Raw genomic sequence first — 25,541 nt, forward strand, 5'->3', positions numbered from 1 at the left:
ATAGCCTTGTTTTGCCCGACACATCTAGGCGACAGTGCGCCGATAGCAAACAAAGCTGAACGGCAATCCGCTGGCGCTGGTGTGCGCTTCGCGCGAGGCTTGCTGCCACTCGGCGCCCAGGCTGGGCGCATAGGCGTCACCGGCAAAATCCTGGGCGATTTCGGTCACCCACACCTCGTCGGCCAGGGGCAGCGCCTGGGCATAGATCTGCGCGCCACCGATCACCCAGGCCGGTTTGCCGATGGCACGGGCTGCATCCAGCGCCTGGGCGACATCACCCGCGACGGTGACATGCGCGGATGCCGGGTCTGGCTGCCAGTCTGCCTGGCGCGTCACCACCACATTGTGGCGGCCGGGCAAGGGGCGAAAACGCGGTGGGAGCGAATCCCAGGTCTTGCGGCCCATGATGACGGTGCCGCCGGTGGTCTTCTGCTTGAAGAAGGCCATGTCCTCTGGCAGATGCCAGGGCAATTGGTTGTTGATGCCGATCACGCCATTGGCGGCACGGGCGTAGATGAGGTGGATATGCGGTGTGGTCATGCAGAAGGGCCCAGCCAGCGGGCGATCTGGCGCCGGCAGGCCTGGTAGAGAGGACGTTCGATGGAGTGATGGTACAGCGCGGCAAAGGCGACCAACAGCAGCAGCACGGCCACCGCTGCGCCTGCGCGGGGCAGGGCCTGCCAGCCCAGCGCCTGCAGCGCGCGGCTCGCCAGCAACAGCACCAGGGGATGCAGCAGGTAGATGGCAAAGGAGTAGTCGCCCAGGCGACCCAGCCCGTGCTGCAGCGATTGGAGGCGAGGGCTGTGAGGCACGGGGGCCAAGAGGGCTGCACCGACAAGTGCCACGGCGGCTGAACCTGCCCACAGGGCGCGTTCGGGCCAATGGAAGAAGCCGCTCATTCCGGGCGCGTGCGGGCTGTGGAACCAGGCCACATAGACGGCCATGCCGGCCAGCACAGCTGCCGCCAGCAACCACCAGTCCCAGTGCTGGCGCGGAAAGCGCCGCACCAGCAGGTAAAGAAAATACCCGGCAAAAAACTCCAGCACCAGCGGCGCTGCGTAAAACCACACGAGCAGCGTGGCACGATCAAACGCGCCGGGGGCATACCGGCCCGTGAACCAGAAATGGAGCACCAGAGTCGCGATGCCGCCTGCCAGGGCCGCCATGGCACGCTGGCGCCACGGCGGGGCCAGCAACAGGCTGGCAGCGACCAGCAGGTAGAAATACAGCTCGTATACCAGCGTCCAGATCACATTGCTGATATGTAGCGAGAAATTGCTGGGGTAGAGCAGGGCCGATGACAGCAGGTTGACATTGGCTGGCAGGCTGCCGATTGCGACAAGTGCCAGCAGGCTGATGCCCATTACCGGCCACCAGCCCGTGTAGATGCGGCCAAAGCGCGTCAGCGCAAACTGGCTGGCGGCACGGATGCCGGGCGCGCTGCGTGCCGTGCCCAGCGCCATGATCACGCCGCTGATGACAAAGAAGATATCCACCCCGGCATAGCCACCCGCTGCAATGGCCTGGAACCATGAGGGCGCATGGGGAAACCAGCCCCACAGCTGCGCATGGTAGACCGCAACCCACATGGCCGCCGCAAAGCGCAGCATTTGGATGGACTGGATCATGGTGGGGCGAGGGCAGTTCGGCGGGGGGAATGAAAGTGCACGATGATAGCGTTTTGATGGAGTTTTGATAGCGGCATGCGCGCTGTGGGTGTGCGCTGACAGCCTGAAACACATGAAAAAGGCCTGCAAGGCAGGCCGATTCATGGGGTGCGAGGCAGCATTGGCTGCGGCAACCGCTGTTAAGGCATTGCCGCCATCACTCCCATCATTTCTTCGCCGCCCAGCTTCTTGCCATTGGCCTTGACTTCGCCACCGGCGTACTCGATCAGTGCGCTCATCTGGTTATCCTTTTCCTGCAGCACGCCCGCTTGCATCAGGGTGTCGATGCGCAGCTTCACATCGTCCTGCACCAGCGTGGCCAGTTGCTGCACGTCGTAGTCCTCATCGCCTTCATTGTCGGCAATCAGGGCATCGCGCACCCTGCTGCTCATCAGCGACTCCAGCACGGGCTTGGGCATGTTCAGCTTGGCGTGGGCCTTGATGTCGGTGGCCGGGTTCAGCCCCTTGGTGGCGTCGCCCTGGTAGGACACGCCAGCCGACAGTTCGGCTGCGCCTTCATCCGAACGCCAGGCAAGGCGCTTGATTTCCAGCTCCGGCTTGCGCGCCAGCAACTGCTGCAGGCCGCCCATCATCAATGCCTGCAGCGCCTGCGGATTGCCCTGTGCTTGCTGCGATTGCTTGGTGAACTGGTTGAGCCAGGCAGCATCGAGGTTGCGCAAGGCCAAGTCCACAGCAATGTCGTTGATCTTCTTGCCCGGAATCGTCACCAGCTTGACGGCGGTATTGACGCCGGTGTTGACCACATCACCCTCTTGCCTGGTGTCGATGTCCATGGTCAGGCCATCGATCTGCACGGGTTCGCCGCCATTCTTGGGCTCGGTGTTCAGGCTGTCGAGCTTCCAGTTCACGCTGCCCACCATGAATTCCTGCCCCTGGGGCTGGAACAGGTCAAAGCGCATGCTGTTGCCCTTGAGCAGCATCTTGGCAGGGCCGCTGCTGTCGCCTTCTTCATCGTCCACCGGCGATGCGGTCGAGTCCAGTTGCAGGCTGGGCATGGTGGCCGTGCCCTTCATGCCCTTGAGGTCGGCAGACATTTCAAAATCTGCCGTCAGCCCTGCAAAGCTGACCTTGTCCTTGTCGAACTGGCCGGTCACGGCGGGCGAGCTCATCTGGTGCTTTGACGTGTGGGTCCAGCCGACCTGGGTGTTCCACTCCAGGGGCGACTTGTCCTTGTACAGGCTCAGCAGCTCGGGGGGCGCATCGTCATTCCAGGCAAAGCGCGAGGCGATCTCTGCGGCGTGGCCACGTGGCCAGGGGCCGTGCGAGATGTCGTGGCTGGCGGTGAAGCTCAGTTGTTCCTCGCCGGTATTTACCGTCCACAGGGTCTTGGCGGTAGAGGTGAACAGGCCGCGCTCATAGCTTTGCACCTGCACCGTCAGCGGCGGCTTGCTCCACTCCTTGGCGGTCGACTCAAACCCCTCCTGTACCTTGCCGCCCATCACGTAGCTGGTGGCAACGCTGCCCGCCAACAGCACAGCCACAGCGGCTGCAATCCCGATTCCAAGCTTTTTCATGTGTTTTCCACTGGTGTCGCACGCCTGCGTTGTTGTGTGAGTTCTATTGCGGCGCAGCAATTGATGAAGCGGGAATTGTATGCGGTGGAGGTCTGCGTGCGAGGTGTTTTTGTTTGACCTCGCGATACGACAACAAACGGGGGGATCGGGCAGTCAGGGAATGAAAAAGGGCTGCCATAGATGGCAGCCCTCCGAGGCAGACAAGGCGTGATTCCGAATCACTTGCCCCAGGAATCCTTCAGTCCGGTGATCTTGTTGAACACCGGCTTGCCGGCTGTGTGGTCCTTGCGGTCTGCCACAAAGTAGCCAAAGCGTTCGAACTGGTACTTGTCATCGGCCTGGGCCGACTTCAGCGACGGTTCGACATAGGCAGTGACTACCTTCAGGCTGTCGGGGTTGAGCAGGGCGAGGTAATCCTTGCCGCCGGCATCGGGTTGGGGATCGGTGAAGAGCCGGTCGTAGAGGCGCACTTCGGCCTCAATGCCGTCCTGCACGCCCACCCAGGTGATGGCCGCCTTGACCTTGACGCTGTCGGCGCCGGGCGTGCCGCTCTTGGTATCAGGCACCACGGTGGCCAGCACCTTGCTCACGTTGCCGTCGGCATCCTTCTCGCAGCCCGTGCACTCGATCACATAGCCGCCCTTGAGGCGAACCTTGTTGCCGGGGAACAGGCGCTTGTAGCCCTTGGGAGGCACTTCGGCGAAATCCTCGCGCTCGATCCAGACTTCGCGGCCCAGTGTGAAATGGCGCTCGGGCACGGTTTCACTTTCGGCGTGGTGGGGCAGGGCCGGCAGCGTGCATTGCTCCAGATGGTCTGCGCTGCCAAATACCTCGGCCCAGTTGGTCAGCTCCAGCTTGACGGGGTCCAGCACCACCATCGCGCGGTGGGCCTTGTTCTCCAGGTCTTCGCGCAGGCAACCATCCAGCGTGCCGTAGTCGATCCAGGCGTAATCCTTGGTCACGCCGATGCGCTCGCAGAAATTGCGGATGGATGCTGGCGTGTAACCCCTGCGGCGCAGGCCGACGACGGTAGGCATGCGGGGGTCGTCCCAGCCGGTCACGAAGTGGTTGTCCACCAGGTGCTTGAGCTTGCGCTTGCTGGTGATCACATAGGTGAGGTTCAGGCGCGAGAACTCATACTGGCGCGGCTGCGGCGCGTCGATCAGGCCGCCCGTGCGCAGGTTGTCGAGCAACCAGTCATAGAACGGGCGCTGGTCCTCGAACTCCAGCGTGCAGATGGAGTGGGTGATGTGCTCGTACGCATCCTCGATGGGGTGCGCGAAGGTGTACATCGGGTAGATGCACCATTGGTTGCCGGTGTTGTGGTGCTCGGCATGGCGCACGCGGTAGATGGCCGGGTCGCGCAGGTTGATGTTGGGCGCGGCCATGTCGATCTTGGCGCGCAGCACGGCGGCGCCGTCCGCCAGCTTGCCGTCCTTCATGTCGGCAAAACGCTGCAGGTTCTCGGCCACCGAACGGTCGCGGAACGGGCTGTTCACGCCGGGACGGGTGAAGTCGCCCCGATTGGCCTTCATCTCGTCGGCAGACTGCTCGTCCACATAGGCCAGGCCCTGCTCGATCAGGTAGACCGCGCAGCGGTGCATGAAGTCGAAGTAGTTGCTGGCGAAATACAGGTTCTCGTGGCCGTCCGGGTCCTTCCAGTCAAAGCCCAGCCATTTGACGGCGTCGATGATGCCGTCCACGTATTCCTGGTCTTCCTTTTCGGGATTGGTGTCGTCAAAGCGCAGGTGGCACACGCCGCCGAAGTCGCGCGCCAGACCGAAGTTCAGGCAGATGGACTTGGCATGGCCCACGTGCAGATAGCCGTTGGGCTCGGGCGGAAAGCGGGTGCGCAGCCTGGCCTCGTCCACCTGGCCCTGCTGGTGGTGCTGGGCGTCGCCGGGCGAACCACCCCAGTGGCGGCTGGCGTAGGTGCCTTTGTCCAGGTCGGACTCGATAATGTGTCGCAGAAAATTGGTGGGTTTGACCACTTCGTCACTACCACTGTGCGAAGCGCTCGAGACAGGTGCATTCATAAGGGGTTATTCTAAGGGACTACCCTGGTGTTTACGATTGGCAACACGATATCCTGTCTTGAAACCACAATTTGCAATCGCTTTGGTATCTTTTGAGGGTTGGCGTACGTTAAGGTTGTGATGACAATCTTTCAAGGTCACCCTCGCAAGGAGAAACAAATGACCAATTCAACGCTGAAACAGTGCTCTCGCTGGGCTGCCGCCGCAGCATTGGCGGGCTTGGGCCTGGTGTCCGGCGCCGCACATGCCAGCCGCGTTTCTTGGTCGGTGGGCATCAATGTGCCTGCGCCCGTGTATGTGGCGCCGGCCCCTGTGTACATGCCGCCACAACCTGTGTATGTGGCGCCGCAACCCGTCTATGTTGCACCGCCGCCACCGGCTGTGGTGTATCGCCCGGCACCGGTCTACCGTCCCGCACCCGTGTACTACGGTCCGCCTCCTGGCCACCGTCGCCACCACCACCGCCACTGGGATCGCGACCGCGATTACTACCGCTACTGATCCCGCCCCTATCCGCGCCTGTGCTGCGCGGGTATGCACCAGCCCCGGCCTGCCGGGGCTTTTTGTTGGCCCTCCTGTCGCCTCCAGCAATGAAGACGGCTGCTTTTGCTCTGATAATCGATAGCAAAGACTGCTTGTGGAGCCTTCATGAAAACCGTCTTCGTACTCAATGGACCCAACCTGAACCTGCTGGGGCTGCGCGAGCCTGCCATCTATGGCGCGCATACCCTGCAGGACGTGGAGCGGCTATGCGAGCAGGCGGCCACGCGCAACCATCTGGCCCTGCGCTTTCACCAGAGCAACCACGAGGGCGCGCTGATCGACTGGCTGCATGAAGCCGGTCAGATGAAGCGCGACGGCCAACTCGCCGGTGTGGTGCTCAATGCAGCCGCCTACACCCACACCAGCGTGGCGCTGATGGATGCGATCAAAGGGGCCGATCTGCCGGTGATCGAGCTTCACATCAGCAATGTGCATGCGCGTGAGGCTTTTCGCCACCATTCCTACATCGCCCCGGTGGCCAAGGCAGTGATCTGCGGCCTGGGCGTGCAGGGCTATAGCATTGCCATCGATGCCGTGGCGCAGGTGCTGCTGGCGCAGCCTGCCTGAAAGCGGCCCATGGTGGACCATGCGCCAACGTCGGCAGAGCCTATACCTGCTGCCATGCCCTCTGAGATGCCTGCGGATTACACAGCCTTGCTGGCGCGCGCAACCCGCCTGACCACGCCTTGTGGCGACGGCGAGATGGTGTGGCACACATGGGGCGCGCGCCAGCCGGGCGCCTTGCCGCTGGTGATGCTGCATGGCGGCAGCGGCAGCTGGATGCACTGGATTCGCAATATTGACGCGCTGGTGGCTGCGGGCCACCAGGTCTGGCTGCCCGATCTGCCGGGTTTTGGCGATTCTGCCGCGCCCCCTGCCGGTTTTGATGCGGATGCCATGGTCGAGCCCCTGTACCAAGGCATGCAGCAGCTGGGCCTGCTGCCCTGCAAGCTGATCGGGTTCAGCTTTGGCGGCATGACCGCCGGCATGCTGGCGGCGGCCCATCCCGATGCGGCCGAACGTCTGGTGGTGGTGGGCGCGCCCGCCATGGGCGTAGTGCCGCAGAAACAGTTTGTGCTGCGTGGCTGGCGCCATCTGCCCGATGCGACCGAGCAGCGCGAGGTGCACCGCTACAACCTGGGTGCCTTGATGCTGTGGGACGCCGCCCGTATTGACGAAGAGGCCCTGGCCCTGCACCAGAACAATGTGCAGCGCGACCGCCTGCCGCGCAGGCGCCTGGCCAATACCGATATCCTGGCGCAGTCGCTGCCGCAGATTGCGGCTCCGGTGGCTGCCATCTACGGCGCGCACGATGCGCTCTACAAAACCTATATGGGTGCGCTGGGCGACAAGTTTCGGGCGGTCACGCCACAGCTGCTGGATTTTGTGCTCGTGCCCGACAGCGGCCATTGGGTGCAATACGAGCAGCCCCGCGCATTCATGGCGGCCCTGCTGCCGCTGCTTTCCTCAACTATTGATGTAAATAATGCCTCTGGCGCTTGATAGTAAAGCGCTGGCAGCTATCAAAATATGAGTCCAACCAAGTTCACCCCCGTCATTGCCATCCATGGCGGCGCAGGCACCATCACCCGTGCGTCGATCACGCCCGTGCAGCAGCAGGCGTATCGCAATGCATTGCGCGATGTTCTGCTGGGCGCGCAGCGCAAACTGGCAGAAGGCGCGCCAGCAGAGGCTGTGGCGGTGGAAGCCGTGCGCCTGCTGGAGGAATGCCCGCTGTTCAATGCCGGGCGTGGAGCGGTGTTCACTGCGGACGCCACCCACGAGATGGATTCCTGCGTCATGCGTGGGCACGATCTGGCCTGCGGCTCCATCGCAGGGGTCAGCACCGTGCGCAACCCCGTCATTGCTGCCCAGGCGCTGATGGAGGCGGGCGGGCCGGTCTTCATGATCGGCGCGGCTGCCGAGCAGTTTGCCCAGCGGCAGGGCTGTGAAATGGTGGCCAGGGACTGGTTCTCCACCGAGCAGCGCCTCGCGCAACTGCGCACGGTGCAGGAGGTCGCCCGGGCATCGGGCAGCGACACCATGGCGCTGGACCACACTGCGCAGAGCCTGGCTGCGCCGCAAGGCAAGGGCGATGCCCCCCTGGATGAGCGCAAGAAGATGGGTACCGTGGGCGCCGTGGTGCTTGATGTACATGGCAATCTGGCAGCAGCCACATCGACTGGCGGCCTGACGAACAAGAAGCCCGGCCGTGTGGGCGACTCGCCCGTGGTGGGTGCTGGCACCTACGCCAAGAACGGCGTGGTGGCCGTATCGTGCACCGGCGTGGGCGAGGCTTTCATTCGCGGAACGGCAGCGCATGCCGTGGCTGCGCGCATCGAGCTGCTGGGCGCCGGTGTGGCCGATGCGGCAAGCGCGGTCATCCACCGCGTGCTGCCGCCACTGGGGGGCGACGGGGGCCTGATTGCCGTGGGCGCGAGCGGCGAGGTGTCGCTGTGCTTCAACTCCGAAGGCATGTACCGCGGCCAAGTGGGCGTTGCTGGCGAACCGCTGGTGGCAATTTACGAGAACGACGCATTGGCAATCGCCTAGGCCGCTGCGGCCAACCTGCGCAAAAAGGCTGCCCTGGGCAGCCTTTTTTTCATGCAATGACGGGTTTTACTTAGGTGAAAACACTAGGGTAATTTCATATGAAACCGCTTTCGGCGCTTTCTACAATGCGAGGACTGTCACCGAAGTGAGTGCGCAGATCCGTGCGATCTTGCCAAAGTGGAACCCAGTCTTCGGGGTGCCGCATCTGCTGCGGCTATTCCTTTTTTCATAGCACATTGCGCTTGCTGCTTGTGCGCTAAAGCCCAATTTTATGTCCACCCTTGCACACTCCTCCGCCGAGAATGCTGCGTTGCCCGCGGTGTTGCTGGTTCGTGACCTGTCGGTCAGCTTCAAAACCGAGCAGGGCCGGGTGCAGGTGGTCAAGAACCTGAGTTTTGACGTACATGCCGGCCAGACGCTGGCCGTGGTGGGCGAATCGGGTTCGGGCAAATCCGTCACCTCGCTGGCGCTGATGCGTCTGGTGGAGAACGGGGGCGGCCAGATCGACAGCGGCTCCATGCTGCTGCGCGGGCGCCACACGGGCCAGCTGGATCTGGCCAAGGCCAGCAACGCGCAGATGCGCCAGGTGCGCGGCGCGGACATGGCCATGGTGTTCCAGGAGCCGATGACATCGCTCAACCCCGTCTTCACCGTGGGCGAGCAGATTGCCGAATCCATTCGCCTGCACCAGGGAAAATCGCGCAGCGAGGCCATGGCCGAGGCGCTGCGCATGATGGAGCTGGTACGCATTCCCGAGGCGCGCAACGTGCTCACGCGCCACCCGCACCAGCTCTCGGGCGGCATGCGCCAGCGGGTGATGATCGCGATGGCGCTGTCGTGCAAGCCGTCGCTGCTGATTGCCGATGAACCGACGACGGCGCTGGATGTGACCATCCAGGCACAGATTCTGGCGCTGATCCAGGAGCTGCAGCGCGAGATGTCGATGGGCGTGATCTTCATCACCCACGACATGGGCGTGGTGGCGGAGGTGGCCGACCGTGTGTTGGTGATGTTCCGTGGCGACAAGGTGGAAGAGCAGGACTGCGTGCAGCTGTTTGCCCATCCGCAGCAGGCCTACACCCGCAACCTGCTCGCGGCGGTGCCGCAGCTGGGAGCCATGCGCGGCAAGGATCTGCCCGAGCGTTTTGCCTTGCTGGGGCAAGGGGCGGGTGGCGCTGCAGGAGAGGTCGCGCCGCAGGCCACCGTCAAGGCGGGCGCGCCGGTGCTGCAGGTGGACAAGCTGGTGACGCGCTTTCCGATCAAGGAAGGGCTGTTGGGCGGCGTCAAGCGGCAGGTGTATGCGGTGGAGCAGGTGAGCTTCAGCCTGCAGCCGGGCGAAACGCTGGCAGTGGTGGGCGAATCGGGCTGCGGTAAATCGACCACGGGCCGGGCGCTGGCGCGGCTCATCGATTTCCAGTCGGGCCAGGTGCAGGTGGCGGGGCGCGATATTGCGCGGCTCAAGGGCGGCGATCTGCAGGCCCTGCGCCGCGACATCCAGTTCATTTTTCAGGACCCGTTTGCTTCGCTCGACCCGCGCCTGACGGTCGGCTACAGCATTCTGGAGCCCATGCTCATCCACAAGCTCCTGCCGCGCGAGCAGGCAGAAAAGAAAGTGGAGTGGCTGCTGGAGAAGGTGGGCCTGCCTGCCGCAGCGGCCAACCGCTATCCGCACGAATTTTCGGGTGGCCAGCGCCAGCGCATTGCGATTGCGCGCGCGCTGGCGCTCAACCCTCAGGTGGTGATTGCCGACGAGGCAGTGTCGGCGCTCGATGTGTCGATCCGCGCGCAGATCATCAACCTGATGATGGATCTGCAGCAGGAGTTCGGCATTGCCTTCCTGTTCATCTCGCACGACATGGCCGTGGTCGAGCGCGTCAGCCACCGGGTGGCAGTGATGTACCTGGGCCAGATCGTCGAGATCGGCCCGCGCCGCGCCGTGTTCGAGAATCCGCAGCACAGCTACACCAAGCGGCTGATGGCGGCAGTGCCGATTGCCGATCCGACACGCCGGCGCGCGCACACCTTGAACGTGACCGAGATACCCAGCCCCGTGCGTGCGGTGAATGACCCACCCAAGGTGCTGCCCATGCGCGAAGTGGGGCCGGGCCACTGGGTGGCGACCGATGTATCTGCCGCAGCGGCGCAAAGCGCGGCTGCGGGCCGGGCGGTGGCCTGAAAAGCGCCACGAACGGATCATTTTTGAAGGGGTCTGGCGGCCACGGTGGCGTGCCAGAGTATGCAAAACCTGAAGAGGAGAGTTGATATGCAACGACGTTTGACTTCGATCGCCGCCGCCATGCTGCTGGCGGGTACTGCGTTTTCGGCCCATGCGGCCAAGGACGTGGTGGTGGCAGTGGCTTCCACCTTCACGACCACCGACCCCTACGACGCCAACGACACCTTGTCGCAGGCCGTGGCCAAGTCCTTCTATGAAGGCTTGTACGGCTTCGACAAGGACATGAAGATGATCCCCGTGCTGGCAACGGGCTTTGACGTGAGCAAGGACGGTCTCGTCTACACCTTCAAGCTGCGCAGCGGCGTCAAGTTCCACGACGGCACCGCCTTCAACGCCGAAGCGGTGAAGGCGACCTTCGACCGCGTGACCAACCCGGACAACAAGCTCAAGCGCTACAACCTGTACAAGAACATCGCCAAGACCGAGGTGGTGGACGATCTGACGGTGAAATTCACGCTCAAGGAGCCGTTTGCACCTTTCGTCAACTCGCTCGCCCATCCCTCGGGCGTGATCATCTCGCCCGCTGCGCTCAAACAGTACGGCAAGGAGATCGTGCAGCACCCCGTGGGTACCGGCCCGTTCAAGTTCGTCGAGTGGAAGCCTTCCGACTACATGAAGGTCGCCAAGTTTGACGGCTACTGGCAAAAGGGTCTGCCCAAGGTGGATACGATCACCTGGCGCCCGGTGGTGGACAACAACACCCGCGCATCGATGATGCAGACCAACGAGGCGCACTTCGCCTTCCCGGTGCCGCCAGAAGCCGTGGCCAACCTCGAGAAGAAGCCGAGCCTCGAAATCACCAAGGCGCCGTCGATCATCCATCGCTACATCTCGATGAATGTGACGCAGAAGCCTTTCGACAACCCCAAGGTGCGTGAGGCGCTGAACTACGCCATCAACAAGGAAGCGCTGTCCAAGGTGGCGTTTGCGGGCTCTGCCATCCCTGCAGAAGGCGTGCTGCCCAAGGGCGTGGAGTTTGCCACCAAGCTCGGCCCATGGCCCTACGACCCCGCCAAGGCCAAGGCCCTGCTGAAGGAAGCGGGCTACCCCAACGGTTTTGAGAGCACCCTGTGGTCGGCCTACAACCACTCCACCGCCCAGAAGGTGATCCAGTTTGCGCAGCAGCAGCTCGCCCAGGTCGGCGTGAAGGTGACCGTGCGCGCCCTGGAAGCAGGCCAGCGCGTGGCCGAAGTGGAATCGGTGCAGGACCCTGCCAAGGCGGGCGTGCGCATGTACTACGTGGGCTGGTCGTCGTCCACCGGCGAAGCCGACTGGGCCATGCGCCCGCTGCTGGCGGGTGAAAGCGCGCCACCCCGTGGCTTCAACACCGCCTACTACAACAACCCCGAAGTCAACGCCGACATCGCCAAGGCGCTGGTGACCACCGACACGGCTGCGCGCGGCAAGATCTACGCCGATGCCCAGCAGAAGATCTGGAAGGACGCACCCTGGATCTTCCTGAACACCGAGCAGCTGGTGTCCGTGCGCGCCAAGAACCTGTCCGGCTTCTACGTGATTCCTGACGGCAACTTCAACTTTGTTGACCTGGACCTGAAGTAATCCATGCATCGCTACCTGCTCAAACGCTTGCTGGGGCTGATACCGACGCTGCTCATCGTGGCAGTGCTGGTGTTCGGTTTTGTGCACATGCTGCCTGGCGACCCCGCGCGCCTGGCGGCAGGCCCCGAAGCCGGGCCCGAGACGATTGAACTCGTCCGCAAGGACCTGGGGCTCGATCTGCCCCTGCACCAGCAGTTCATCCGTTTCTTCGGCAATGCGTTGCAGGGCGATTTTGGCAAGTCTGTCCGCACCAAGCGCCCGGTCTCGCAGGAGATCGCAGAGCGCTTTGGCCCGACCTTCTGGCTCACCGTGGTGGCCATGGCCTGGTCGGTGGTGCTGGGCATGTTCCTGGGCATCGTCTCGGCGGTCTGGCGCAACAAGTGGCCCGATCGCCTGGGCATGACGCTGGCGGTGTCGGGCATCTCGTTCCCGTCATTCGCCCTGGGCATGCTGCTGATGCAGTATTTCTCGGTCAACCTGGGCTGGCTGCCCACGGTGGGGGCCGATACCTGGAAGCACTACGTGCTGCCATCGCTCACGCTGGGGGCTGCCGTGGCCGCCGTGATGGCGCGCTTCACGCGCAGCTCGTTCATCGACATCCTCAAGGAAGACTACGTGCGCACCGCACGCGCCAAGGGGCTGAAGGAGACCGTGGTCGTCATCAAGCACGGCCTGCGCAATGCCATGATTCCGGTCATCACGATGATGGGCCTGCAGTTCGGCTTTCTGCTGGGCGGCTCCATCGTGGTGGAGGTGGTCTTCAACTGGCCCGGCATGGGCCGCCTGCTGGTCGATGCGGTCGAAATGCGCGACTACCCGATCATCCAGGCCCTGGTGCTGCTGTTCTCGCTGGAATTCATTCTGATCAATCTGGTGGTTGACCTGCTGTACGCATGGATCAACCCCACCATTCGCTACAAGTAAGGAGCATGGGCATGACTACTCCAAATGCTCCCCAAACCCAGGCCAGCGCTCCGGCAGGCACCGCACCTGCCAACGCCGCCACTGCCACGCTGCCCGCCAACCTGGCCGCGTCGACACGCATGCGCACGCCCATGGCCGAGTTCTGGCGCAAGTTCAAGCGCCAGAAGCTGGCGCTGTGGGCCGGGGCCTTCATCATCGTGCTGGTGCTGGTGGCCATTCTGGCGCCGTGGCTTGCACCGTTCGACGCCGAGAATTTTTTCGACTATGACGCGCTCAACTCGCCGCCGACTGCCAAGCACTGGTTTGGCGTGGATTCGCTGGGCCGCGACATTTTCAGCCGCATTCTGGTGGGGGCCCGCATCTCGCTGGCAGCGGGCTTTGTGTCGGTGGCCATCGGTGCGGTGATTGGTGCCGTGCTGGGCCTGCTGGCGGGCTACTACGAAGGCTGGTGGGATCGCATCGTCATGCGTATGTCCGATGTGTTGTTCGCCTTTCCCGGTATTTTGCTGGCCATCGGCATCGTGGCCATTCTCGGCAACGGCATGATCAACGTCATCATGGCCGTGGCTGTGTTCAGCGTGCCGGCGTTTGCGCGCCTGGTGCGCGGCAATGTGCTGGCGCTCAAGCAGCAGACCTATATCGAGGCGGTGCGCTCCATCGGCGCGCCCGACTGGGTCATCATGCTGCGCCACCTGCTGCCCGGAACGGTGTCGTCGGTGGTGGTGTATCTGACCATGCGTATCGGCACATCGATCATCACGGCGGCCAGCCTGTCCTTTCTGGGCATGGGTGCCCAGCCGCCAACGCCCGAGTGGGGTGCCATGCTGAACGAGGCGCGCAGCGACATGCTCAACGCCCCGCACGTGGCGCTTTTCCCCAGCCTGGCCATTTTCGTGACCGTGCTGGCCTTCAACCTGCTGGGCGACGGCCTGCGCGACGCGCTCGACCCCAAGCTGGACAATTGACAATTGACAATCAACAACTGACCACCACGGGCTGATACGCAGTCTGCTATCAAAAACAAAGCTGCTCGCGCTTGATGCATAAGCGCCAGCAGCTTTTTTCATGGATATTTTATCAGCTCATCTCATTGCGCCGCATCCTTGTGCAGGCGCTTGAGGAAGACCGTGATCTCCTTGGCGGTCTGTGCGTCGCCATTGGCATCTGCCGCCTGCATGCCTTGCTGCCAGGCCGATTCCGCTTTTGCCCGCTCGCCCAGTGCGAGCCAGGCCTTGCCCAGCAGCTTCCAGGCGGCAGAGTATTGCGGGTTGTGTTCCACCGCCCGGCTCAGATGCTCTGCGGCTGCGGCATGGTTTTCTTCCCGCAGGAATGCGTTGCCCAGGCCAAAGCGCAGCAGGGCGTTGTCCTGGCCGCTGGCCAGCAGTTTTTCGAGACCTTCGCGCATCGCTCATCCTTTCGATGCCATGGAGGATAGCGGCGTGGGCTTGTCCGCAACGCGCGTGGGTGCTATGCATCAAAAACAAAGGCTATGTCTCCGTTGAGTGTGGAAAAACGCCGATAGCCGCGAGGAGCATGGCTTGCGGGGTTGACAGGCGATGGGCGTCCAGTGCGCGGCGCCAGCCCAGGTAGTTGGGCAGATAACGGGTGGCCACACCGTGGAATCTGTAGAGCCATTGGCGCAGGCGGCTGTGATACGCATTGACGTTCTGCACATGGAATGCGCCCCTGGTGCGAACCCCTGCGGACAGGTTGACCGCTTCATGCGTGATGCTGGCGTCTGCCGCGAAGTAGCGATACGCCGCATTGGAGTCGCTAACCAGCAGTGCGTCCTCATAGAGCACCGGCTGCAGATGTTCACGCAACTGTGCCTTGCTCACCGAGCCATTGCCAGTCACAAAATCCAGCGTTTGACCCATGCGATCACGTGCGATCAGCACGCACACGTGCTCCTTGGACAGCCCCCGCTTGCTCGCCGATCCACCGCGCCTGCGAGCGGCTCTCCTCAACGAGCGCTCCCCTTGTGGGATTCGAGCAGATACGTCTCATCGACCTCGGTAATACCGCTCAGGTGGGCGGGGCGGTCATCCTTGAGCCATTGCAGGAAGCGGTGACGCCAGCGAAAGCTGGTATTGCGATGCACACCGGTGGTGCGCGCCGCCTGCCGGATGGTCTGGGATTGGAGCATGCATTGCAGATAGTCCAGCCACTTGGATTTGAGTCTCAAGCGTGCCAAGGGCGTACCCGTCAGTGCATTGAAGGTCTTGCCGCAAGCCACACAACGGTAGCGCGGCAAGCCGTGCGCCTGACTATGGCGGTACAGTTCGGTGCCCGCGCAGTGCGGACATTGATGGGCGTCGCCCTCCAGACGAGACTGGATGATCTCGTGCGCTTGCTCAGGGCCGCACTGCTGATGCAGCGCGCGCTCAATCGCCATGCGTTGCTCGGGCGTGAGGTGCTGCAATCGAGTGAGCAGCCATCCGAAGGTGCGTGAGTCCATTGAAGTCTCCAAACGGTCCTACATGGATGTTAATTAGACCGGGCGCAAGCCTGCAGAGTTCAACACTTAACGGAGACATAGCCAAAACAAAAGCGCCCCGTGGGGCGCTTTGCGGCATGCCTGTCAAAGGCTCAGCGCTTTTTCTTTGCCGTGGCCGTGCTGCGCTTGGAGGGCGCCGCCTTGGTGGGCGTGTTGCGGGCCGTGCCCTTTTGTGCAGAGCTGCCCTTGCTCGATTTGCTGCTGCGGCTGGCTGCATGGTTGTTGCGGTTGCCCGCGTGGCGTTCTGCGCCCACGCGCACCGGCAGGTACAGCACCACTTGCTGGCCCGCCTTGAAGGCGGCTTTTACACCCACGTCGTTCCAGTCCGCCACCTGGGCGGCGGTGACCTTGTAGCGCTGCGCGATGCCGGTCACGCTGTCGTGCTTGCGGGCCTTGACGGTGGTGCGCCGCGTCACGATCTCGGGCGTGAGGGCAATGTGCGCGTTGTCGGCCAGGTGGCTGGAAACGTCCTGCTTGACGGCGGCCGATCGGGGCACCATCAGTGCCGAGCCGCCCTTGACCATCATGCGTGGCGGAATGTTGTTCACCGCGCGCAGGTCGCCTTCGCTCATGCCGACCATGCCTGCGGCGGTGGCCACGGTCATGGTGCTGGGCACGGTCCAGACCGTCCAGCTGGCGTACTGGCCTTTTTCATGGGCTTGCAGGTTGCGGCGGAAGACATTGGCGTTGTCCCAGGGCAGCAGCACCTGGGGCGTTCCGGCCTTGAAGATGACGGGCTTGTTGAACGAGGGGTTGAGCGATTTGAGCTCATCCATGGTCACGCCGGCGAGTTCGGCCACCTGCGCAGTGTCGATGTCGCGGTCCAGCGTGACGGCCTGGAAGTAGGGGTGGTTCTCGATCAGCGGCAGTTCGGTCTGGAAGCTCTCCGGCCGGGCGATGATGTTCTTGACCGCCTGCAGCTTGGGCACGTAGTTGCGCGTTTCATCGGGCATGTTCAGGTCGGTGTAGCCCATGCCCAGGCCCTGCTTCTGGTTGCGTGCCAGCGCGCGGCCCACGCTGCCTTCGCCCCAGTTGTAGGCGGCGAGGGCCAGGTGCCAGTCGCCAAACATGTTGTAGAGCTTTTGCAGATAATCGAGTGCGGCACGTGTCGAGGCGAGCACATCGCGCCGGTCGTCGCGGAACATGTTCTGCTTGAGCTCGAAATACGTGCCAGTGGAGGGCATGAACTGCCACATGCCGGCGGCCTTGGCGCTGGAGACCGCCTGCGGGTTGTACGCGCTCTCGATGTAAGGCAGCAGCGCCAGCTCGGTCGGCATGCCACGGCGCTCCAGCTCCTCGACGATGTGGAACATGTACTTGGAGGAGCGCTGCGTCATGCGCTGGATGTAATCGGGCCGGCTTGCATACCATTGCTCCTGGTTGCTCACCAGGTCGCTTTGCAGATCGGGCATGGCAAAGCCACGGCGGATGCGGTCCCACAGGTCATCGGGCACGGCCAGGTTGGCCACGCCATTGCGCTGCACGCTGGCGGAGTTGATGGGGCTGAGCGGCCCCCGGGGGTAGCTGGGGGTGTGGGAGGCGGTGCTTTGTGTTTGCGCCTCTGCTTCGCTCTTGTTGGCCTCAGTGGGGCTGGTGGTGGCGCAGCCGGTCAGAACGAGGAGCGCACTCAGGCTCCACAGGTGCAGGTAATTCTTCAAAATTGGTTCTTCCAGCGACGCAGCGATGCCAGTACCGATACGGAATCGCCGCTGGGGGTGGATGGATCAAATTGCTGAGCAGCATGTGCCACGGCGGGGACTGTGCTGCGCAAAAACGGGTTGATGCGCAGCTCGTTGCCAAGCTGGGCAGGCAAGGTGGGGGTGCCCTGGGCACGCAGCGCTTCACAGTGCGCCGTGTACCGGGCGATATCGGCATTGTCCGGCTCCACTGCCTGCGCAAAGCGCAGATTGGAGAGCGTGTATTCATGCGCGGCGCACACCAAGGTATGGGGAGGCAGGGCTGCCAGTGCGGACAGCGATGCATGCATCTGCGTCGGGGTGCCTTCGAAAAGGCGGCCGCAGCCTGCAGAAAACAAGGTATCGCCGCAGAAAAGAACGGGGGCGGGCAGGGGAGGCTCGCCCTCCACCAGAGGGCAGTAATAAGCAATGTGCCCGGCGGTATGGCCGGGCACATCGATCACCTGCCAGGTGTGGCCCAATAGCGGCAAGGTATCGCCGCCCCGCAACGGGTGGTAGGGGGCGGGAATGTCTTCGCGTGCCGGGCCGTACACCGCCGCTCCGGTGGCTTGGCGCAGCTCGGCAACGCCGCCCACATGGTCGCCATGGTGGTGGGTCACTACAATGGATTGCAGATGCAGCCCGAGCGCTTGCAACGCTTCCATCACGGGCGCGGCCTGCCCGGGGTCGACCACCAGCGCCTGTCTGCCGTCGTGCAGCAGCCAGATATAGTTATCGGTAAAGGCGGGCAAAGGGTGCAAGTGCATGAATGAACAAATTATAGGCACGCAAAACTGGTGGAACATGCCGTTGGGCCGCTACATGCTGGCCTGGGAGCAAACATGTTACGACGATGCGGTGGCCGACATCTTTGGCTTTCACAGCCTGCAGATCGGGCTTTTCCCATTGCAGGGGCTGCGGGCCAATCGCATGCCCCATCGGTGGCTGGCGCTCGACTCCGTGGAGCAGCAGGCGCAATGGCAGACGCTGGAAACTGTAAATGTAAACAGCTTTGCACAGGGTTTACAAAGCCCGCAGGCTGCGCCCCCTGATCCGGGGCCTGCGCCGGGGGCGTTCGAAGAAGGTGCCGGTGCGGTGCAGGCCGAGGGTTCCCAGGTGTCGCCGCAGACGGCTGTGCTGCTGTGCGCCGGGCAGGCGCTGCCCTTTCCCAACGACTCGCTCGACCTCGTGTTGCTGCCCCACACGCTGGAGCTGAGCGCCGATCCGCACGCCGTGCTGCGCGAGGTGGCTCGCGTGCTGGTGCCCGAGGGCAGGGTGCTCATCAGCGGCGTGAACCCCGCCAGCCTGTGGGGCATGCACACATGGAGCCGCCGCCTTCCCGGCTTGCAGAAGCTCCCTCCCATGCCTGATGACCGCAGCCTGATCGGCTATGGCCGCCTGCGCGACTGGCTCAAGCTGCTCGATCTAGAACTGCAGACCGCCAGCTTTGGCTGCTACCGCCCCGCCATGCGCACCGATGCCTGGCTGCGCCGCTGGGACTGGATGGACAGCGTGGGGGCCAGCGCATGGCCGATATTGGGCGGTGTGTACTTTGTGGAGGCGGTGAAGAAAGTCGCAGGTGTGCACATGCTGGCAGCGCCCTGGAAGGCGGCTGCACCCGCCGCCGTGGGCCGGCCCGTGGCGGCGCGCGATGGCGTGCTCGAGAAAAGGGATACAGGAGACGCCGGCCCGCCGAAGGGAGAGCGGCGGGAAAGGCCGATTTGAAGTGTTTTTCGTTCTGGCACTTGTCTGTCAAGCGCAGATAGCTATCAATTGTGAAGCGACTTCTGGCGCCATTCCTCCCTGAAAACCGCTTATAGTTGCCGCACTGACAGTGGCATGCGCCAAGGAGCTGGTTTGAACCAAGTTGTGATTTATACGGACGGTGCCTGCAAGGGCAACCCCGGGCCTGGCGGCTGGGGCGCATTGCTGCGCGCTGGCCAGGCGGAGAAAGAGCTGTATGGCGGCGAGTTGAACACCACCAACAACCGCATGGAATTGATGGCCGTCATCCAGGCGCTCGAAGCGCTGAAGCGCCCCTGTGACGTGGCGCTCTACCTGGACAGCCAGTACGTGCGCAAGGGCATCACCGAATGGATTGCCGGGTGGAAGGCCAAGGGCTGGCGTACCGCGAGCAAGGAACCGGTGAAAAATGTCGACCTGTGGCAGCGCCTCGATGCGCTCGTTCACGGCGGCGCGCACCGCATCAGTTGGCATTGGGTCAAAGGCCACGCCGGGGACCCGGGCAACGAGCGGGCCGACAGCCTGGCCAACAAGGGCGTGGATGTAGCGCTGGGCCGGGCTTGATTCAAGTCATATTTTACGAAGGAGCAGCCATGGGACGGGCAATGCAGATTCTGGCAGTGATCGGCGTGGTAGCTGCGCTGTACGTGGCCTACCGCTACGGTATCTTTTAAAGAGACGAGCGCTTATCCAACGTAACAAAGCCTGATGACGAAGGTCATCAGGCTTTGTTTTTGAGGGATGCGCCGCTTACTCGGCAGCGGCAATCCGGCGCAGCGCGTCCGTATCGCGCACGATCAGGCCGGAGGGCTCGATGCGGATCGACGATTCGCGCTCCATCGACTTGAGCTCCTGGTTCACGCGCTGGCGCGACGCGCCCAGCAACTGGGCCAGCTCTTCCTGCGCCAGTTGCAAGCCGATGCGGGTCTCGGTGCTTTCCTTGCCGGGCACGCCGTAGCTGCGCGAGAGGTGCAGCAACTGCTTGGCGAGGCGCGCGCGCAGCGGCAGCGTGTTGAGGTCTTCCACCATGCCGTACAGGCTGCGGATGCGGCGCGCATGCATGCGCGAGAGCGCCTGGTAAAACTCCACATGGGTCTGCAGAATGCGCTGGAAATCGGCCTTGCTCACGCATACCAGGGTGGTTTCACCGTGGGCGTACACATCGTGCGTGCGGCTGTCGTCGTCAAACAGGCCCACATCGCCAAACCAAGTGCCGGGCTCCACATAGGTGAGCGTGATCTGCTTGCCCGTGAGCGAGGCAGAACTCACACGGGCCGAGCCGCGCGCCACCGATACCCATTCCTCCGGCGTATCGCCGCGCGAGAAAATCAGCGCGCCGTCCTTGAAGCGCTTGACATACGCACAGCGCAGGATGTCGTGGCGCAGGGTGGGTGAAAGCGTCTGAAACCACCGACCGGTGTTGATGGCTTCGCGTTCTTCTTGCGTGAGGATGGGATCGTCCATGGCGTGTCGTCTCAGTGACTGAAGTTCTTTGTTTTGTCGCTTGCGCGACGGTCACGCTCGAATGTAAGGCATTGCCGTTGAATTGTTAATTGTCGTCTGACATCGTAGGAGGGCCGACAAAGGAAAATTTCCCCGTTTGGGGGCCGTTATTCAATCAGGAAATAGCGTAATTTGTATACCGGTAGTGCGCTTCCAGCTATTAGTTTTGAGAATGGGTTTTCCCTAGGTGCGCCAATGGTGAAGAGAGCCTTCTGCATCGGTGAAGGGTCGGTGATGGCGCAACAAATCAGTGGGGTTTTGCGGCAGGCCACCACGCAGCGGGCCATTTGCTGGCAGTGGCTGTCAGCGGCGTGTCAGTGCACGCTGCTACCGCAACCGCTCACATACATCAGGAGGCCGCGCCTGCGCGGCGGCGCCGCTGCTGCTGCCACAGCTCGATCAGCACCACCGCCAGGCCCGCTAGGCAGATGAGCGCCATGCCGGCCGCAGTGGTTGCCCCCGGCAATTGGCCAAACACCAGCCAGCCCAGGGTGGTGGCAGAGACGATCTGCAGGTAGTTGAAGGGCGCCAGCAAGGTGGCGCTGGTCTTGCTGTAGGCCGTGATCTGCAGCCAGTGGCCCACAAAGCCGGTGAGCCCCGTCGACAGCAGCAGCGCCCATTGCCAGGGGCTCAGGTCGAGCGTTCTCCAGAAAAACGGCAAAAGGGCCGTCAGCACGATGGCGCCCAGCAGGCCGCCGTAGAAATTGCTGGTCAGCGGGTCATCGCCCGCCACGCGGCGCGTGCTGATCTGAAAGAGCGCAAAAGTAGCGGCGGTGATGGCACCCCAGATCGCGCCTTCAGTCGACAACTGGCCACCCGGTCGCACCACGATCAGCATACCGATAAACCCCAGCAGCACGCCTGCCAGGCGGTGCCAGCGGGGCCGTTCGCCCAGCAGCCACGGCGCCAACACCATCACCAGCAGCGGCGCCATGAAGTTCATCGCCGTGCCCTCGGCCAGCGGCACCAGGCTCAGCACATGGAAAAACAGCAGGGTGGTGGCAATCATCAGTACCCCGCGCTGCAGCTGGCGCGGCAGCGACTGGGTTCTGAACAGGCTGCGACCGCGCCTGGGCAACACAAAAATCGCCATCAGCATCACGTGGCCGACATAGCGAAACCACGACACCATGAGCACCGGTACGCCCGCCATCACCAGCAGCTTGCCGCTGGCGTCCAGGCTGGAGAGAATCCACAAACCGCACACATGCAGGGCGATACCGACGATATTCATGGCTTTGCAAGGCCTTAGCGCAAGACGAGGGCGGCATTGTAGCTATGGATTTTGTAGTCGCCTGTCCGCTGCGTTTCGCGCAAAGGGCGCAATCAAAGTCAACTCCCGTCCTGACAGTGGCCTGGCAGCCCATCGCATAGCGCCCTAGCGGCGCAGCGTTGTCCGCAGCCTGCGCCAGCCCACCACCACGCCGGTGGCGCTGAGCAGCAGCCCGCCTAGGCTCAGCACGATCAGCAATACATCCCACAGCGGGCGGCGCTCCAGCAGCGGCAGCCAGTCCCAGCTGTGCAGCATGGCAAACAGCCAGCGGTTGGCGCGGCGGTGGCTGTCGAGGCTGCCCAGAACCGCTCCGGTGCGCGGATCGACATGTACCCAGGTGCGGTTGGCGTCGTCAAACACCACGCGCCAGATGGGCAGGGGCTTGTCGCTGCCGCCCGTCATGCTGTGTTCGGTGCGGGTGTAGTAGTACAGATCGTAGGCGCTCAGTGTGTCGATGCGCGCCACGGGCGCAGCCAGCAGGCGGGGCAGGGCAGCGCGCAGCGCGTCGGTGTCCACATGCCAGGGCTGCGCCGTGCGGGCATCGAGCAGTTGCGCGGTGGTGCTGGCGCCATAGGCCTGTACCACGGGCTGGCCCAGTACCATGGTCCAGCGCAACTCGCGCGTGCCGGGGCCTGCGGCCTGCAGCAGTTGCTCCGGGGTGGCGCTGGCGCCCAGGTCTGCCAATGCCTTGCCATGCAGCGCGGCTGCCTGCACGGGAGGCGCGCCGCTGCTCAGCACCTTCCAGGGGTTCATCGACATCAGGCCGCTGAAGATCCAGGTGAGGGTGACGGCGGCAAACAGCAGACCGCTGATGTGGTGCCAGCGCATCAGGCGGCCGGGGTAGGGCGTGCGGCGTCCATTGCGGTAGCGGGTGCCAAAGCGCCAGCGCATCACCCCCACCACGCTGCCGGTGATGGCGCCTGCGATGCCCAGGATGGAGAGCCACACGACCGTATCGTTCCAGTACCTGTCGAGCACGCCGCCGCGCAGCGGATAGAGCCAGTGCAGCCAGGCGCCCGCATAGTTCCAGGCGCGCTCGCTGCGGGTGGCATCGCGCACCACATCGCCCGAGCGGCCCGATACATAGAGCCAGGTGCCATCGGCCAGCGCCACCTTGTGCAGTGGCCGGTGGGCATCGAGCGCGCGCGAATGGGTGGCTGCGTCTTCCTCCAGGGTGCCCAGGTACGTGAGTTGGCCGCTGCCGCCCGCCCAGGCTGCAGCGCTGGCGAGGGCCGTGGCTTCGTCGGCGGCAGGCAGGATGCGGCCGGTGCGCGCATCCACCACCACAGTTCCCGCGCCTGCCTTCTGATGCACACCTTTTGCCGGGGTGAGCTGGTAGAGCGGCTGGCCTGCGCGGCTGGCAGACAGCCGCAGCTCCCCCAAGGGCTGCTGCCACCCGGCCAGGTGGAGCGCCTGCCGGGGTGGCAGAAGCCCCGCCTCGGCCTGGAGGGCAGGCAGGTGGGCGAGACGTTCGTGCGCGGTGAGCTTGGGGTAGCCCACGTACATCATCACCACGCCCGATACGAACCACATCGCAAACAGCAGGCACAGCGCAATGCCCAGCCAGCGGTGCGTCACATACCACCAGCGCTTGAGGGATCGTGCCATGGCCTCAGAACCTCACGCGCAGCGTTACATCGGCCGTGCGCGGCGCGCCCAGGTAGGCCATCGTGCCCACATTGGCGGCGTAGACCTTGTCGGTCACGTTGCGCACGCGGGCGACCACGGTGGTGTTGCGGCTCCATTGGTAGCTGGCGCCCAGGTCGAGCAGGGTGTAGGCGCTCCAGGTCTGGGTATTGGCGGCATCGGCATAGACCTTGCCCACATGGCGCAGGCCGGCGTTGAACTGCCACCGCGGGCCCGCGCGGTAGGAAGTCCACAGGTTGGCGACCACGCGCGGCGTATTGGTGGGCGTCTTGCCTGCGAGCGATATGCCGCTCTGCGTGAAGTCGTCGTACTGCGCATCCACCAGCGCCACATTGCCTTGCACCGACCAGGCCCGGGTGGGCTGCAGGCCCATGGCCAGTTCCACCCCGCGCGACGACTGCTGGCCTACCAGTAGCGTCTGGCTCGGCTGGTTCGGGTCCTGCGTGGCGATGTTGTTGCGCTGCAGGTGGTAGAGGGCCACCGTGGCCGTGCCCTTGCCCTGCCAGAAATCCAGCTTGCTGCCCAGCTCCACCTGGCGGCCGGTGGTGAGGGCGCTGTTGTTGCGCACGTCGGCAAACGACGCGGTGGTGAGCACGCCCGAGGGCGGATCGGCCGCTGTGGCGTACTGCGCGTACAGGTTGGCGCCCGGCGCCACATCCCATACCAGGGCGAGGCGGCCGGTGGTGGGCTGGTAGCTGCGCGAGAATTCGGCCGGGTTGGTGGCAGTCACTTCACGGCGGTTGGTCAGGTCCAGATCGATGCGCTCGTGCCGCAGTGCGCTCACCAGGTGCAGGGTGGGCGCGAGCTGGGTGCGGTTTTCGGCGTACAGCGCCACGGTGGTCACGCGGTTTTCGCGGTCCGGGCGAAAACCCGGTGCCATGCCCGGTATGTCGAAGAAGTGCTCGGTGCTGAAATCGTACGGATCGACAGTGCTGACGGTGGTGGACAGGCTATTGGGAAAGCGCGTCTGCCGGTTCACGCTTACATCCAGGCCAAAGGCCCAGTCGCTGCGCAGGCTTGCCAGCTCGCTTTGGTACTGGCCATCGACGCGGTTGCCTACCAGCCGCTGCTGGTGGCGCTGCAGCAGGGGGGACGAACGCAGCACGGCGGTGTTGTCCGGGTTGAAGCGGTAGACCTCCACATTGCGGTAATCGCGCAGTGCGTCGTAGGCGTAGAAGGTGTTTTTCAACTGCAGCCGGTCATTCACCCGCCAATCGGTCAGCGAGCGCAGCCACTGCACCCGCTGGGCGTACAGGCCGTCCTGGCTGTTGTAGTTCTTGAAGCGCGTGCCCGGGTCGATCCGCAGCGTGCCCACCATGGGGTTGAGCAGTGGCGTACCCCAGTAAGGCCGGTCCACCCGCTCGTGCTGGGCTTCGTAGGCGAGGGTGTGGGTGACGCCGCTGCCCAGGTCCGACAGCAGCGAGGCAGCCAGCTGCGTGGCCTCGGCCCGGGTGCCTTGCGTCCAGCCATGGGCGTTGCGGTGGTTCAGGTCCAGGCGCAGGTAGTGGTCGCCCGCTCCCGTACCGTCGCCTGCCACGCGCCGGTTGATGCCGACGGACGCTTCCTTGGCGGCGTGGCTGCCCAGGCGCAGCTGGCCTTCGCTGAAATCGCTGCGCTCGGCCAGCTTGGTGATGATGTTGATGGTGCCGCCCACGCCCCCTGCGCCATACAGAAAGCTGCTGGCGCCGCCGATGGCTTCGACGCGGTCGTAGATCCAGCTGTCCACCGGGCGCGCTGCAATGCCGTATTGCACATTGATGCCGTTGAAGAGTTGGTTGAGCGAGCTGCCGCCAAAGCCGCGCCAGCTCACCCCGACGTTTCCGGGCGCATCGTGCGCGGTCACGCCGGGAATGCTCTTGAGCATCTCCTGTGTATTGGTGGCGCCTCGCTCTTCGATGGTGGCGCGGTCCACCACCGTCACCGCAGCCGGTGTGTCGCGCACCGTCAGGCCCAGGCGGCTGCCGGTGGCTGCAGGGGCGCCCAGGTTCAGCGTGCCATTGGGGCGCTCGGCACTGCCTTGCACCGTGACGGTGGGCAGTTCTGCTTCATGGGCGGGTGTTTCAGGAGTGGAGGCTGATTGCGGTTGCGATGGAGATTGCGCGCTGGCTGCAAGGGGCAAGGCGCCCAGCGCCATCCAGGCCGCCAGGC

General features: G+C 63.8%; 21 protein-coding genes and 1 pseudogene. 10 read left to right on the forward strand and 12 right to left on the reverse strand.

The window, feature by feature from the left end:
- Window positions 1–24: 24 nt before the first annotated feature.
- From LAD35_RS07285 to LAD35_RS07300, 4 genes are all read right to left on the reverse strand, one after another.
- On the reverse strand, window positions 25–540 hold the full coding sequence (locus tag LAD35_RS07285; protein ID WP_224152036.1) for a dihydrofolate reductase: 516 nt from the start codon (window positions 538–540) through the stop codon (window positions 25–27).
- Entirely contained in the window at window positions 537–1,628 is a 1,092-nt protein-coding gene (locus LAD35_RS07290; protein WP_224152037.1) for an acyltransferase family protein, read from the reverse strand. Before LAD35_RS07290 ends, LAD35_RS07285 begins: the two co-directional genes overlap by 4 nt.
- 179 nt (window positions 1,629–1,807) lie before the next feature.
- Window positions 1,808–3,202: a YdgA family protein gene (locus LAD35_RS07295; protein WP_224152038.1), complete on the reverse strand. Its 1,395-nt coding sequence runs from the start codon at window positions 3,200–3,202 to the stop codon at window positions 1,808–1,810.
- Window positions 3,203–3,420: 218 nt separating this feature from the next.
- Window positions 3,421–5,238: a glutamine--tRNA ligase/YqeY domain fusion protein gene (locus tag LAD35_RS07300; protein WP_224152039.1), complete on the reverse strand. Its 1,818-nt coding sequence runs from the start codon at window positions 5,236–5,238 to the stop codon at window positions 3,421–3,423.
- Between the two features lie 159 nt (window positions 5,239–5,397).
- On the opposite strand from LAD35_RS07300, the gene LAD35_RS07305 reads away from it, so the two are divergent.
- The 8 genes from LAD35_RS07305 (at window position 5,398) to gsiD (ending at window position 14,019) form a co-directional block, all read left to right on the forward strand.
- Window positions 5,398–5,739: a hypothetical protein gene (locus LAD35_RS07305; protein WP_224152040.1), complete on the forward strand. Its 342-nt coding sequence runs from the start codon at window positions 5,398–5,400 to the stop codon at window positions 5,737–5,739.
- A 147-nt stretch (window positions 5,740–5,886) separates the two neighbouring features.
- A complete protein-coding gene (gene aroQ, locus LAD35_RS07310) occupies window positions 5,887–6,348 on the forward strand; it encodes a type II 3-dehydroquinate dehydratase (RefSeq protein ID WP_224152041.1) in 462 nt (153 codons plus the stop codon).
- 54 nt (window positions 6,349–6,402) lie between these two features.
- Window positions 6,403–7,284, forward strand: a complete 882-nt coding sequence (locus LAD35_RS07315; RefSeq protein ID WP_224152042.1) for an alpha/beta fold hydrolase — start codon at window positions 6,403–6,405, stop codon at window positions 7,282–7,284.
- 27 nt (window positions 7,285–7,311) lie between these two features.
- Entirely contained in the window at window positions 7,312–8,334 is a 1,023-nt protein-coding gene (locus LAD35_RS07320) for an isoaspartyl peptidase/L-asparaginase family protein (protein WP_224152043.1), read from the forward strand.
- 271 nt (window positions 8,335–8,605) lie between these two features.
- A complete protein-coding gene (locus LAD35_RS07325; RefSeq protein WP_224152044.1) occupies window positions 8,606–10,510 on the forward strand; it encodes a dipeptide ABC transporter ATP-binding protein in 1,905 nt (634 codons plus the stop codon).
- Between the two features lie 87 nt (window positions 10,511–10,597).
- Window positions 10,598–12,130, forward strand: a complete 1,533-nt coding sequence (gene gsiB, locus LAD35_RS07330; protein ID WP_224152045.1) for a glutathione ABC transporter substrate-binding protein GsiB — start codon at window positions 10,598–10,600, stop codon at window positions 12,128–12,130.
- Between the two features lie 3 nt (window positions 12,131–12,133).
- Window positions 12,134–13,054 (forward strand): glutathione ABC transporter permease GsiC, encoded by a 921-nt coding sequence (gene gsiC / locus LAD35_RS07335; RefSeq protein WP_184707402.1) that lies wholly within the window; start codon window positions 12,134–12,136, stop codon window positions 13,052–13,054.
- An 11-nt stretch (window positions 13,055–13,065) separates the two neighbouring features.
- On the forward strand, window positions 13,066–14,019 hold the full coding sequence (gene gsiD, locus LAD35_RS07340; protein ID WP_224152046.1) for a glutathione ABC transporter permease GsiD: 954 nt from the start codon (window positions 13,066–13,068) through the stop codon (window positions 14,017–14,019).
- A 122-nt stretch (window positions 14,020–14,141) separates the two neighbouring features.
- Here gsiD and LAD35_RS07345 read toward each other — a convergent pair whose 3' ends face one another.
- The 4 genes and pseudogenes from LAD35_RS07345 to gloB form a co-directional block, all read right to left on the reverse strand.
- Entirely contained in the window at window positions 14,142–14,459 is a 318-nt protein-coding gene (locus LAD35_RS07345; RefSeq protein WP_224152047.1) for a tetratricopeptide repeat protein, read from the reverse strand.
- An 82-nt stretch (window positions 14,460–14,541) separates the two neighbouring features.
- Window positions 14,542–15,512, reverse strand: a pseudogene (locus tag LAD35_RS07350) (IS1595 family transposase).
- A gap of 131 nt (window positions 15,513–15,643) precedes the next feature.
- Window positions 15,644–17,209, reverse strand: a complete 1,566-nt coding sequence (locus LAD35_RS07355; protein ID WP_224152048.1) for a transglycosylase SLT domain-containing protein — start codon at window positions 17,207–17,209, stop codon at window positions 15,644–15,646.
- Window positions 17,206–17,994 (reverse strand): hydroxyacylglutathione hydrolase, encoded by a 789-nt coding sequence (gloB, locus tag LAD35_RS07360; RefSeq protein WP_224152049.1) that lies wholly within the window; start codon window positions 17,992–17,994, stop codon window positions 17,206–17,208. Before gloB ends, LAD35_RS07355 begins: the two co-directional genes overlap by 4 nt.
- Here gloB and LAD35_RS07365 point away from each other — a divergent pair.
- Entirely contained in the window at window positions 17,993–18,952 is a 960-nt protein-coding gene (locus LAD35_RS07365; RefSeq protein ID WP_224152050.1) for a class I SAM-dependent methyltransferase, read from the forward strand. The two genes, gloB and LAD35_RS07365, sit on opposite strands and share 2 nt — an antisense overlap.
- A gap of 132 nt (window positions 18,953–19,084) precedes the next feature.
- Window positions 19,085–19,534: a ribonuclease HI gene (rnhA, locus tag LAD35_RS07370; RefSeq protein ID WP_224152051.1), complete on the forward strand. Its 450-nt coding sequence runs from the start codon at window positions 19,085–19,087 to the stop codon at window positions 19,532–19,534.
- A 186-nt stretch (window positions 19,535–19,720) separates the two neighbouring features.
- On the opposite strand, the gene LAD35_RS07375 is transcribed toward rnhA, so the two are convergent.
- The 4 genes from LAD35_RS07375 to LAD35_RS07390 form a co-directional block, all read right to left on the reverse strand.
- Entirely contained in the window at window positions 19,721–20,434 is a 714-nt protein-coding gene (locus LAD35_RS07375; protein WP_224152052.1) for a Crp/Fnr family transcriptional regulator, read from the reverse strand.
- 388 nt (window positions 20,435–20,822) lie between these two features.
- Window positions 20,823–21,707, reverse strand: a complete 885-nt coding sequence (locus LAD35_RS07380) for a DMT family transporter (protein ID WP_224152053.1) — start codon at window positions 21,705–21,707, stop codon at window positions 20,823–20,825.
- Between the two features lie 144 nt (window positions 21,708–21,851).
- Entirely contained in the window at window positions 21,852–23,354 is a 1,503-nt protein-coding gene (locus LAD35_RS07385) for a PepSY domain-containing protein (protein ID WP_224152054.1), read from the reverse strand.
- A gap of 4 nt (window positions 23,355–23,358) precedes the next feature.
- Window positions 23,359–25,527 (reverse strand): TonB-dependent receptor, encoded by a 2,169-nt coding sequence (locus tag LAD35_RS07390; RefSeq protein WP_396022786.1) that lies wholly within the window; start codon window positions 25,525–25,527, stop codon window positions 23,359–23,361.
- Window positions 25,528–25,541: the final 14 nt, after the last annotated feature.

Source organism: Comamonas odontotermitis, from assembly GCF_020080045.1.
Classification (GTDB): domain Bacteria; phylum Pseudomonadota; class Gammaproteobacteria; order Burkholderiales; family Burkholderiaceae_C; genus Comamonas; species Comamonas odontotermitis.